This window comes from Vibrio splendidus, assembly GCF_001557875.1.
Taxonomy (GTDB): domain Bacteria; phylum Pseudomonadota; class Gammaproteobacteria; order Enterobacterales; family Vibrionaceae; genus Vibrio; species Vibrio splendidus_F.
In genome coordinates this window covers 120342-132850 of sequence record NZ_LNRF01000003.1, presented here as the reverse complement: position 1 = coordinate 132850, position 12509 = coordinate 120342, and the positions used below count along the sequence as shown (strand labels likewise).

At 43.6% G+C, this 12509-nt stretch carries 10 protein-coding genes; 4 read left to right on the top strand and 6 right to left on the bottom strand.

Features of this window, described 5'->3' with window-relative positions:
• Nucleotides 1–158 precede the first annotated feature (158 nt).
• Together ATB74_RS10140 and napF are read left to right on the top strand one after the other, a co-directional pair.
• A complete protein-coding gene (locus tag ATB74_RS10140) occupies nucleotides 159–725 on the top strand; it encodes a TorD/DmsD family molecular chaperone (RefSeq protein WP_061018356.1) in 567 nt (188 codons plus the stop codon).
• Nucleotides 725–1240, top strand: a complete 516-nt coding sequence (gene napF / locus ATB74_RS10135; RefSeq protein ID WP_060982422.1) for a ferredoxin-type protein NapF — start codon at nucleotides 725–727, stop codon at nucleotides 1238–1240. Before ATB74_RS10140 ends, napF begins: the two co-directional genes overlap by 1 nt.
• A gap of 171 nt (nucleotides 1241–1411) precedes the next feature.
• On the opposite strand, the gene yfaE is transcribed toward napF, so the two are convergent.
• The 4 genes from yfaE to ubiG all read right to left on the bottom strand — a co-directional run bounded on the left by yfaE (nucleotide 1412) and on the right by ubiG (nucleotide 6461).
• A complete protein-coding gene (gene yfaE / locus ATB74_RS10130) occupies nucleotides 1412–1690 on the bottom strand; it encodes a class I ribonucleotide reductase maintenance protein YfaE (RefSeq protein ID WP_060982423.1) in 279 nt (92 codons plus the stop codon).
• Entirely contained in the window at nucleotides 1690–2823 is a 1134-nt protein-coding gene (gene nrdB, locus ATB74_RS10125; RefSeq protein ID WP_060982424.1) for a class Ia ribonucleoside-diphosphate reductase subunit beta, read from the bottom strand. The genes yfaE and nrdB overlap by 1 nt, the downstream gene beginning before the upstream one ends.
• Nucleotides 2824–2926: 103 nt before the next feature.
• Complete coding sequence (gene nrdA / locus ATB74_RS10120) at nucleotides 2927–5209, bottom strand: class 1a ribonucleoside-diphosphate reductase subunit alpha (RefSeq protein ID WP_061018354.1); 2283 nt, start codon at nucleotides 5207–5209, stop codon at nucleotides 2927–2929.
• A 508-nt stretch (nucleotides 5210–5717) separates the two neighbouring features.
• The gene (ubiG, locus tag ATB74_RS10115) at nucleotides 5718–6461 is read right to left on the bottom strand and encodes a bifunctional 2-polyprenyl-6-hydroxyphenol methylase/3-demethylubiquinol 3-O-methyltransferase UbiG (RefSeq protein ID WP_019821739.1); all 744 of its coding nucleotides are present in this window, start codon (nucleotides 6459–6461) and stop codon (nucleotides 5718–5720) included.
• Nucleotides 6462–6719: 258 nt separating this feature from the next.
• Here ubiG and gyrA point away from each other — a divergent pair, with 258 nt between their 5' ends.
• Nucleotides 6720–9380 (top strand): DNA topoisomerase (ATP-hydrolyzing) subunit A, encoded by a 2661-nt coding sequence (gene gyrA / locus ATB74_RS10110; protein WP_060982425.1) that lies wholly within the window; start codon nucleotides 6720–6722, stop codon nucleotides 9378–9380.
• A 173-nt stretch (nucleotides 9381–9553) separates the two neighbouring features.
• Complete coding sequence (locus ATB74_RS10105; RefSeq protein WP_060982426.1) at nucleotides 9554–10183, top strand: TPR domain-containing protein; 630 nt, start codon at nucleotides 9554–9556, stop codon at nucleotides 10181–10183.
• A 136-nt stretch (nucleotides 10184–10319) separates the two neighbouring features.
• Here ATB74_RS10105 and ATB74_RS10100 read toward each other — a convergent pair whose 3' ends face one another.
• Together ATB74_RS10100 and nrfA are read right to left on the bottom strand one after the other, a co-directional pair.
• A complete protein-coding gene (locus ATB74_RS10100) occupies nucleotides 10320–10664 on the bottom strand; it encodes a rhodanese-like domain-containing protein (RefSeq protein WP_060982427.1) in 345 nt (114 codons plus the stop codon).
• 127 nt (nucleotides 10665–10791) lie between these two features.
• On the bottom strand, nucleotides 10792–12222 hold the full coding sequence (gene nrfA / locus ATB74_RS10095; protein WP_179946910.1) for an ammonia-forming nitrite reductase cytochrome c552 subunit: 1431 nt from the start codon (nucleotides 12220–12222) through the stop codon (nucleotides 10792–10794).
• Between the last annotated feature and the right edge of the window lie 287 nt (nucleotides 12223–12509).

Sequence of the window (12509 nt, the reverse complement as noted above, 5' to 3'; positions counted from 1 at the left end):
GTAGTTTGTTCTTTATGTTTTTATTTCGGATTGTTGATTGATTGGCATCAAATAAGAGATAAATTTAAATCTTATGAATCGAATGTATAAAATAGATCAAAGAATTAAATCGTCTTATTTATATAATTATCTTTAAACCTATAACGGTATAAATAATAATGATTATCGATACGCATAAATTATTGGGTTCGCTATTTTATCAAGCGACAAGTAAAGAACAGTTGGTCACCATTGTTGAAGCTTTGGTTGAGAGCGAAGTGCTCTCTGAGGAATGCTTGCAGGCATTGAGAGGCGAAGACGAAGATGCGCTCGCTGCAGAGTTCAGTCGCCTGTTTGAAGGCGTTGGAGACATGCCTGCTCCGCCTTGGGGGTCTGTGTACTTAGATAAAGATCGCGTTGTGTTCGGTGCTTCTACTGTAGAGTATCGCCAGTTTTTAGAATTGAATCAGATTGAATTAGACACTGGGTTAAGAGAGCCGGAAGATCAATTTGGTTTAATGTTATTCGCTCATGCATATTTGTTAGAAAATAATAACATCAATTCAGCTGGTGAATTAATTGAGGGTCACTTATTAACTTGGTCTTCTGTTTATTTAGAAAAACTAAATAAAGCATCAGAGCTATCTTTTTATAAAAAGCTATCGGTTGATGTAATAGATTGGTTTAAGTACTTAACATCTGAATATAATTTAAACGTTGCTACTAAAAAGTTATATATCGACTAATGTCTGAACAAATAAATTCAAATAGACGCGGTTTCTTAACTCGACTTTCTAAACCGGTTAAAGCAGCCGCGAATTATGAAGAGATATCACAGCGCTTGCATGCCAGACCGCCAAGAGCTGTTGATGAAGTGCTGTTTGAGCGTCTTTGCGACGGTTGTGGGCTGTGTGAGCAAGCGTGTCCGAATAGTGTTATCGAGATGCTAGAGGACAGAGCGCTGCTGAATTTGGATTACAACCATTGTTCTCTGTGTAACAAGTGCAGTGAAGTGTGTCCGACTGGCGCGCTCCATCCAACGGTCACGCCTTATATCGACCTCAAGCCTAGCTTTTCTGATAGCTGCAATAACTACATGCAAATGGACTGCTCGGCATGCCAAACTGCTTGTTCATCAGGTGCGATATACATCGAAGTAGGAGAATTACCTACGGTGGAAAAAGATAAGTGTAACGGCTGTGGAGAGTGCCGAAGCGCTTGTTATATTGGCTCTGTGACTCTTAACCTGACTCAGCAATAAACGTTTGGCTTCGGTATGACATAAACCAACAGGAAGACTTTGGTAGAGTGATAGACGAGTCGTCTTAGATACCAAAGGCATAAATAGAAAAGGGTCCGCATTCCTAAAGGAAGCGGACCCTTTTTAGTTCTTATTGACGATATTCGAACAAAGCGACCTAAACCAGTTGGCTTATGCGCGTTTCTGCTTGTTTCTATGAATAACGTTACTCAGCGATAACTCAGTCTTTGCTTTACAGATACAAGGCAATATTTCATTACCTTGCGTGTAAGCCATAGCAAAACCAACATACTCGACCTCACCAGAATCCAACGTGCAGCGGCAAGCGCCACAATGGCCATCTCGGCAGTTGTATTCTGGCTCTAACCCAGCTTGTTCCATTGTTTCCAATAGAGTGTTTGAAGGGTTAGATTCAATTGAAATCAGCTTGTTGATTTTGATTGTTGGCATTACAGCTCAAATCCTTCAAAGTCGTCAGCTTTTACTTCGTTGTCGATTTGGCCAACTAGGTAAGAACTGATTTCTGCTTCTTGTGGAGCAACTTGAACGTTATCTGAAGACAACCAAGCGTTGATCCATGGAATTGGGTTTGATGTTGCTTCTGGGTAAGCGGTACCTAGGCCAACAGCTTGCATACGAATATTGGTAATGTACTCAACGTATTGGCAAAGAATGTCTTTGTTTAGACCAATCATAGAGCCATCTTTGAATAGGTATTCTGCCCACTCTTTTTCTTGCTCTGCTGCTTCTTTGAATAGGTCGAAACACTCCTGCTTACACTCTTCAGCGATCTGCATGAATGCGAAGTCGTCTTGGCCGTTACGTAGCAAGTTGATCATGTGCTGAGTACCAGTAAGGTGAAGTGCTTCATCACGAGCGATTAGCTTGATGATCTTCGCGTTACCTTCCATTAGCTCACGCTCAGCGAATGCAAATGAACATGCGAAACTTACATAGAAACGGATCGCTTCTAGTGCGTTTACAGACATTAGACATAGGTAAAGTTTCTTCTTCAGGTCGTGAAGTGAAATCTTAACGTCTTCGCCATTGATGCTGTGGTTACCTTCACCGTAGCGGTGGTAGTCAGCCGTTAGCTTGATTAGGTCATCGTAGTAAAATGCGATGTCTTTCGCACGCTTAAGGATCTCTTCGTTTTCAACGATGTCGTCGAATACTACGCCTGGATCATTCACGATGTTACGGATGATGTGCGTGTAAGAACGCGAGTGAATCGTTTCAGAGAAAGACCAAGTCTCAATCCAAGTTTCAACTTCAGGTAGAGATACCAATGGAAGTAGGGCAACGTTAGGGCTGCGACCTTGGATAGAATCTAGAAGCGTTTGGTACTTCAAGTTAGAGATGAAGATGTGTTTTTCATGCTCAGGAAGTTTGTTGTAGTCGATACGATCGCTCGACACGTCTACTTCTTCTGGGCGCCAGAAGAAAGAAAGCTGCTTCTCGATAAGCTTTTCGAAAATTTCGAATTTTTGTTGGTCGTAACGTGCAACGTTAACTGACTGACCCAAGAACATTGGTTCTTTTAGTTGGTCATTTTTAGTCTGAGAAAAAGTACTGTAAGCCATAAATGCCTCAAATCCTTTAAAGACCCGTAATAAAACGGACCCTGTTAATGCTTTAAACCCAGAGAAGATAACTCTTCTCTGGGGTCTTAATGTTTATTACGGTTTAGATCTTACAACCGCCGCCTTCACAATCTTCTTCCGGCACTTGAACTGCGTCGCCTTGGTCGTCTTTAGCACCATCACGAGTGTTATGGTAGTAAAGCGTCTTAACACCGTATTTGTACGCTGTTAGTAGGTCTTGAAGCAATTTCTTCATTGGAACTTTACCGCTGTCGTAAACACTTGGATCATAGTTAGTGTTTGCAGAGATAGCTTGGTCAACGAATTTTTGCATGATACCCACTAGGTGTAGGTAACCGTCGTTAGAACCAATGTTCCAAAGTAGCTCGTAGTTCTCTTTAAGATTTAGGAAATCTGGAACAACTTGCTTAAGGATGCCGTCTTTCGATGCTTTCACTGATACGTAACCACGTGGTGGCTCGATACCGTTAGTCGCGTTCGAGATTTGAGACGATGTCTCAGAAGGCATCAGCGCAGTTAGCGTAGAGTTACGCAGACCGTGCTCCATGATCTCTTCACGTAGAGTATCCCAATCGTAGTGCAATGGCTCTTCACATACTAAGTCGATATCTTTCTTGTAAGTATCGATTGGCAGTAGGCCTTTCGCGTAGTTGGTCTCGTGGAAAGATGGGCAACGACCTTGCTCTTTCGCTAGTTCAACAGATGCTTTTAGCAAGTGGTATTGAATCGCTTCAAAAGTACGGTGAGTCAGGCCATTGGCGCTGCCATCAGAGTACTTAACACCATTCTTCGCTAGGTAGTATGCGTAGTTGATTACACCCACACCTAGAGTACGACGGTTCATTGTCGACTTGTATGCTGCTGGAAGCGGGTAGTCTTGGTAATCAAGAAGTGCATCTAGTGCACGAACAACCAGTTCAGAAAGCTCTGCTAGGTCGTCTAGTTCATTGATTGCGCCAAGGTTGAATGCTGAAAGCGTACAAAGTGCAATTTCGCCTTCGTCATCTTCTACGTTAGAAAGCGGCTTAGTTGGTAGCGCGATTTCTAGACATAGGTTCGATTGACGAACAGGTGCAACTTCAGAATCAAACGGGCTGTGTGTATTACAGTGGTCAACGTTCTGAATGTAGATACGACCAGTAGAAGCACGCTCTTGCATTAGCAGAGAGAACAGCTCAACAGCTTTTACTGTTTCACGCTTCACTGATGGATCGTTTTCGTACTTAACGTATAGCTCTTCAAAACGGTCTTGGTTTTCGAAGAACGCATCGTAAAGGCCAGGTACGTCAGAAGGTGAGAACAGGCTGATGTTGCCACCTTGAACAAGACGAGAGTACATAAGCTTGTTCAGCTGTACGCCGTAATCCATGTGACGAACACGGTTCTCTTCAACGCCGCGGTTGTTTTTCAGTACTAATAGAGACTGAACTTCACCGTGCCATAGTGGGTAGAACACTGTTGCTGCGCCACCACGAACACCACCTTGAGAACAACATTTTACTGCTGTTTGGAAGTATTTGTAGAAAGGGATACAGCCAGTGTGGAACGCTTCACCATTACGGATTTCAGAACCAAGCGCACGGATACGACCTGCGTTGATACCAATACCAGCACGTTGAGATACGTAACGAACAATTGAGCTTGCTGTTGCGTTGATAGAATCTAGGCTGTCACCACACTCGATCAGTACACAAGAACTGAATTGACGAGTAGGCGTACGTACACCAGACATGATCGGTGTAGGTAGAGAAATCTTAAACGTAGACGATGCGTCGTAAAAACGTTTGATGTAGTCAAGACGAGTCGATTTCGGGTACTTAGCGAATAAACACGCAGCAACTAAAATGTAAAGGAACTGAGCACTCTCGTAGATTTCTTTCGTTACACGGTTTTGCACGAAGTATTTACCTTCGAGCTGCTTAACCGCTGCGTAAGAGAAGTCTAAGTCACGTTTGTGGTCGATGTACTCGTCAAGCTCGTCAAACTCAGCTTTCGTGTAGTCTTCCATAAGGTGGCTATCGTATTTACCCATATCAACCAGTTTTGCAACGTGGTCATACAGTGCAGGCGGCTCGTATTCGCCGTACGCTTTTTTACGTAGGTGGAATACAGACAGACGTGCTGCTAGATATTGGTAATCAGGAGTCTCTTCAGAGATTAAATCCGCTGCCGACTTGATGATAGTCTCATGAATGTCAGTAGTGGTGATGCCATCGTAAAACTGAATGTGAGCTTTCAATTCTACTTGTGATACAGAAACATTGTGCAAGCCTTCAGCTGCCCATGTAATCACGCGATGGATCTTCTCTAGATCGATCGTTTCTTTGCGCCCGTTACGCTTGGTAACAGTAAGTTGTTGGTTCATTCTGCTTAATTTCCCTAACAAAACTGAACAAGGCCGTGTTTTTGTGTATTTCTGTGTAACTTTTGTAAATTACGTTTCGGCTTTGTGATCTTGGTCTACCCATATATTGTAGTTCAAACACAACATATAGGGGTCATTTGTTTGTTGGGTTACAAGATAGTGCTACAACTGATATTTTTCAAGGTAAAGAAATTGGGTTGCTTGTGGATAAGTGGTGGATTGAAAAAAAACTGTAAGTGACCACTAACTGATGAGGTTAGATGTGACTTGATTGTATAAAAGTCGGCTTTTAATGATGCTTTATTTTTGCACGCCCATAAAAAAAAATCCCTTGATCTTTGACCAAAATAGGCGATGGATTTTGGGCGATTAAATTTAAATCGAGGTGGTCAAAATGGAAGCTAGCGCACGAAATTTAGACTGAAAAAAGTCGCAAACTTATGGTAATTGCAACTCTTTTCATTCGTCTTTTTTACAAAAGGTTTTACGGTAGGGCTACCGATATTTTTTAGCCAAAGTTTTGCGTGTGGACGATGTAGTTTACGTCTACATTTGTGCCTAAACGGTAAGTGTCCGTAAGAGGGTTGTAGTGCAGTCCTGTGATCCCTAATTCTTGCAGCGGCGTGTTATCAACCATCTTGATAAGTTCAGCAGGGCGAATGAATTTCTCGTGTTCATGAGTGCCTTCAGGAACAATCTTCAATAGCTTCTCTGCACCAACAATCGCAAACAAGTAAGATTTGAAGTTACGGTTCAATGTAGAAAAGAACACGTGGCCGCCCGGTTTCACCAATTTCGAACAGGCAGTGATAACAGATTGCGGATCAGGAACGTGTTCAAGCATTTCCATGCACGTTACCACATCGTACGTCTGTGGGTTCTGGTCTGCGTGGTCTTCGATAGTGCTCTGGATGTAATCGAGCTTGGTGCCAGTTTCCAATGCGTGAAGGCGCGCTACTTCTAGCGGCTCTTTACCCATGTCTAGGCCAGTCACTATCGCGCCTTCTACCGCCATGCTTTCTGCAAGAATACCGCCGCCGCAGCCAACATCGAGGACTTTCTTGCCAAATAGGCCTTCCGTCTTCTCTAATACGTAATTTAGGCGCAGTGGGTTGATTTGATGTAGCGGCTTAAATTCGCCTTCTAGATCCCACCAGCGTGACGCCATGTCTTCGAATTTCTTGATTTCTGCTGGGTCTACGTTCTGTGATTTAGTCATAATCGGCATTTCCAAGTTAAATAATGCATCCATGAAATTGCAGGCATTATAACTTGCCTTTTCGCGCTGACCAGAAGATCTACAATTTTGCTAGTTTATTGGATGTAAAGTGACCATGTTTCAGCAAGATATGATGCGGAGGTGCAATTTCTCATCAATTGATTGGCTACAAGGGTCACAAGATGGTAAAAGGAGAGGGAAAGTGATGCCTCCGTAGGTAAATTTGTGTTATATTTTTCGGTCTTATACGTATTCAAAAATACGATCTGACTATAGAGGGAAAATGGCTCTATGAGCGATCTAGCGAAAGAGATCACGCCCGTAAATATTGAAGATGAGCTTAGAGGTTCATACCTAGACTACGCGATGTCCGTCATCGTCGGTCGTGCCCTTCCAGATGTGCGTGATGGCCTAAAACCAGTACACCGCCGCGTTTTGTTCGCGATGAATGTACTAGGTAATGATTGGAACAAACCATATAAAAAGTCTGCTCGTGTAGTAGGCGATGTAATCGGTAAATATCACCCGCATGGTGATAGCGCTGTATACGATACAATTGTTCGTATGGCTCAACCGTTCTCGCTGCGTTACATGCTAGTTGATGGCCAAGGTAACTTTGGTTCTATCGATGGCGACTCCGCGGCTGCAATGCGTTATACCGAAGTTCGTATGGCGAAAATTGCGCACGAGCTACTGGCTGACCTTGATAAGGAAACTGTGGATTACGTACCGAACTACGATGGTACAGAACAAATTCCAGCAGTACTTCCTACAAAAATTCCTAACCTATTGGTAAACGGTGCTTCTGGTATCGCAGTAGGTATGGCTACCAACATTCCACCACATAACCTTGGTGAAGTTGTTGATGGCTGTTTGGCTTATATCAATAATGAAGAGATCACTATTGATGAGCTAATGGACTACATTCCTGGTCCTGACTTCCCAACAGCAGCACTTATCAGTGGTCGTAAAGGCATCGTTGATGCTTATAAGACTGGCCGCGGTAAGGTTTACATGCGTTCAAAAGCGGATATCGAAGTAGAGAAGAATGGTAAAGAAACCATTATCGTTACTGAGATCCCTTACCAAGTAAACAAAGCTCGTTTGATCGAGAAGATTGCTGAACTGGTTAAAGATAAGAAAGTAGAAGGCATCAGTGCACTACGTGACGAATCTGATAAAGATGGTATGCGTATTGTTATTGAATGTAAGCGTGATGCAGTAGGCGAAGTGGTTCTAAACAACCTATACGCTCAAACTCAACTGCAAACGACTTTCGGTATCAACATGGTTGCGTTGAACAACGGTCAACCACAGTTGTTCAACATCAAAGACATGCTTAAGTGCTTCGTAGACCACCGTCGCGAAGTTGTTACACGTCGTACTATCTTCGAACTGAAGAAAGCGCGCGATCGTGCACACATCCTTGAAGCGTTGTCTCTAGCTCTTGCTAACATCGACGAAATCATTGAGCTTATCCGTAACGCTCCAACACCAGCTGAAGCAAAGGCTGGCTTAGTTGCACGCGGTTGGGATCTTGGTAACGTTGCTTCAATGCTTGAGCGCGCTGGTACTGATGCGGCTCGTCCTGATTGGTTGGAAGACCAATACGGTATCCGTGATGGCCAATATTTCCTAACGGAAACGCAAGCACAAGCTATTCTAGAACTTCGTCTTCACCGCCTAACAGGCCTTGAGCACGAGAAGATTCTAGACGAGTACAAAGCACTTCTAGAAGAAATCGCTGAGCTAATGCACATTCTTGCAAGCACTGAGCGTTTGATGGAAGTTATCCGTGAAGAACTTGAAGCGGTACGTGAAATCTATGGCGACGAGCGTCGTACAGAAATCACAGCGGCAGTTCATGACATCGACATGGAAGAGCTGATTGCTCAAGAAGACGTTGTAGTAACGCTTTCTAACGCAGGTTACGTTAAGTACCAAATCCTAAGCGACTACGAATCTCAACGTCGTGGTGGTAAAGGTAAGAGTGCAACTAAGATGAAAGATGAGGATTACATTGAGCGTCTGCTTGTTGCCAATACTCACGATAACATCCTATGTTTCTCTACTCGTGGTAAGACATACCGTCTGAAAGTTTACCAACTACCATTAGCAAGTCGTACTGCTCGTGGTAAGCCTATCGTTAACATTCTTCCTCTAGAAGAAGGTGAACGTATTACGGCTATCCTGCCTGTTTCTGAGTTCTCTAACGAGAAATTCATTTTCATGGCTACGGGTGACGGTACAGTTAAGAAGACATCTCTGGATCAATTCGCAAACGTACGTGCTAACGGCCTAATCGCAGTTAACCTACGTGACGACGATTCACTGATTGGCGTTGATATCACTAACGGTGATAGCGACATCATGCTGTTCTCTAAATCGGGCAAAGTTGTTCGCTTTAACGAGGACAAAGTACGTGCAATGGGCCGTACTGCCTCTGGTGTTCGTGGTATGAAGCTTCCAGAAGACGATCAAGTGGTTTCACTGATTGTTCCTTCTAACGAAGGCGATATCCTAACTGTGACTCAAAACGGTTACGGTAAGCGTACTGAGCTAGCAGAATACCCAACGAAAGGCCGTGCAACGCAAGGTGTAGTATCTATCAAAGTTTCTGAACGTAATGGCCCAGTTGTTGGTGCTGTTCAAGTTGAAGAAGGCGATGAGATGATGATGATCACCGACGCAGGTACACTAGTACGTACTCGCGTAGCGGAAGTAAGCCAAGTTGGTCGTAACACTCAAGGTGTAACACTGATTCGTACTGCTGATGACGAGAATGTTGTAGGTCTACAACGTATCGACGAAGTAGAAGAAGCTGAGATTGTAGAAGGCGAAGCTGAAGAAGCAAATGCTGAAACGATCAACACTGAAGTTTCTGAATCAAGTGAAGAGCAAGCATCAGATGCTTCTGACTCTGAAAGTGATAACGAGCAAGACACTGAGTAATCTCGATTACGTTAAGTAATTAAGCTTACCATTGAAAAAACCGAGCCTAAGTGCTCGGTTTTTTATTGTCTGCTCGTTTATTCTGATTGGCGTAAATCCTAATAGCTAAGTCTCGATCAATATTGCCTGATTGGGAAAGTGGTAAACTTAAAGGGTTGATAAAGGAGTGTGGAATGGACATCTGGTTGTTGGTTGCGTTAGTACTAATGAGCCTGTTTTTGATCGTGGTCGTTATTGCCGCGAGCAACAATGGCAGTCATCTAAAAGGCAATGTGGTGATTTCCCTTACTGCAGTGGCTCTGAGTGTGCTTGTCTGGTCTCAACTGAAACAGGAGACACCTCAACTTCCTTTGGATGATAGCAATAGTTACACGGCAACAGATTTCGAAGGTGAGCTTCAACAAAGCCTCAAACAAGACCCGAATCAATCTGACTTGTGGTTTAAGCTTGGTGGTGTGTATATGCAGAAAGGGGAGTTTGATGCGGCGCTCACCTGTTATGACTACGCGATTCGATTAGATCCTCAAGCACCATCGGGCCTTTATGCTGCCAAAGCAACCGCACTTTACTATCTTCGCTCCCAAGCTATGAGCGATGACGTGAATGCGTTGTTGGATCACTCAATGCAGCTTGATCCCAACGATCGTACGGCATTGATGCTGATTGCGACCGATCACTTCATCAGCATGCGCTATCAACAAGCGATTGATGCCTGGACTCAAATCCTCGATTCCAATCAAAAAGGCATTGATCGTGTTTCGATTATTCATTCGATCAACCAAGCCAAACAGATGATCCGCTAGGCTTGGTTAATAGGCTGTTCTTCCTGATTGGCTTTTGAAGCTATTTGTCTTTGAAGCGATTTGCTTTTGAAACGTTTAGCCATTGAAACGACTTACCTTTGAAGCGATTAGCCTCTAAAGCCATTAATCTCTCAAGTTATTGGCTTTCTTGCATTTCGATTAACCCACCAGCGTTATGGATTTGAGTAAACCCTTGAGCTCGTAAGAATTGATAGGCTTGTCCTGAACGGTTACCACTGCGGCAATACAAAACGATCGGTTGGTCTTTATCTATTTTAGCGAAGTGAGTAGCGACTTCAGAAAGAGGGTAGTTGATGGCGTTGTCCAGATGCTCTTGTTTGAACTCTGCAGGTGTTCTGACATCAACCACTAATGCGCCTTTCTCTATTAATTCCCACCCTGTCTCAGCACGCTCAGAGGCGTGAACACCTGAACTGAGTAGTGCGATACATAATGCTGAAAGTGAAAGTAAGGTTTTCATTGTTTATTCCTTGAATTGGCGAGTGGATCGGGGAGGAGATATGGATGTGTGTTGCCCCAAAACCTAAAAAAACCAGCCACACAATAATAGTGTGACTGGTTTTTACGTAATGGTCTAATTGAAGAAACTAGTATTCGTAGTTGGCTTCACGCTTTTCAGCTTGCTCTTCCCACTTAGGAACAACCGTGTCTAAGAAGTGTTGTTTCTCAGCGTTCATCTTATCCATGTCCATTCCAAGCGCTTTTTGAGCCGCTTCTTTTGTCGAGATGTCTGGAATCTCGATTGGATCAGTGATGCCTTTCTTCGCCAGTAGGCGAACAATCTTAGTACGAGCATCTGCTGCGCGGTCAACGGCAGTACCTAGCACTTCTAGAGCGATTTCAGGTGCATGCATATGAACGCCGTGAGACGCAATAGCGTAGTCCCAACGCCATTGAGCGTGACGGATATCCAGTAGGATAGGCTCCATCTCCTGCTCTGTCGCACCTGCTTCCCATGCCGCGCCGGCTTCAAAGTGAGCGGCAACGATTTGTTTCTCAGCGGTCAACTTCATGTTTAGCACTTGCGCTTTACGGCTTGAAACGATGTTACGCATAGTTTCTTTAGACTGAGTATGACAGTTTGCACACGTATCTTCGAAGCGGTCGAATGGGTTACCCACTTTATGGTCGGTATAAACGGTGCCATCTTCTTTGGTCACTTTCGGCATATGACAGTCAACACAAGCCACTTTGTTTTTGCCGTGAATACCTTCACGCCATGTTTCATAGCCAGGGTGCTGTGCTTTTAGCATTGGAGCTTTAGATACTTTGTGCGTCCAATCTTTAAAGCCAATGTCATCGTAATACTCTTCCATTTGCTCAACACGAGTCCCTTTATCCCAAGGGAACTTCACGCCTTTTGTTGGCCCTGTGAAGTAGTATTCCACGTGACATTGAGCACAAACGGAAGCTTGTTGATCTAAACGACCTTGGTCTTCAAACTTCTTACCAATCGCTTCGAACGCACGCTCTACATAAGGACGAGTCACTTTCAGTGCAGGCTCACCGTTTTTAAAGCCTTCACTTTGTGTGTCATGACAGTCGGCACAGCCAATAGGGTTAGTGATTTCACTACCAAGACGCGCCCATTTACCTTCGAAGTAACCATCTTCGCCACGTTCTTCGATAACACGTGCTACGTCAGGGCTCTTACAGCTCCAACATGCCATTGGCATTGGACCAGAGTTTTCGTCAGTTGGGCCACCTGTACGAAGTGTTTGTCGTACATCATCAAGGGCATAAAAGTGCCCACGGGCTTTGTTGTAATCTTTTGCAAACCCATAGCCAGCCCATAGGATGACCATATTTGGATCTTCTTTTAGTGCATCTTCAATGGCTTCGCTTTCTGAAGTTTGTCTCCATGAATGATATTGATCAGGGTGGTTTTGCTCGAACTGGTCGTTACGAGGATCGCCAATTTCTTTTTGTTCAGACGCAGCAAAACTGGTCGCGCTTGCTAGTGATGCGCTAACCATTAATAGTGCTGTGACCGAATTACGTATCCAATGCTTTTTCACAGTGATATCTCCAATATACTGATTTTTATACCAAGCGTTGTGAGTTTGCTATTCAAATTAAGAACTGGAGAATTCCTGTTTATATTAATTCATAAACAAACACATTTTGTTACGTGTTGAGTATTGCTTGTTTTAGATCAATTAATGGTAGTGACTTCAATCACGTTGAAGTTTATATAACCCTAAAGTGGTATTGGTGGTTGCATTTATTCGAGATTAATTGAGAATTATTATCATATATAACAAGCAATTACCTGAATTGGCTATGATATAAATAGGGTGATTGC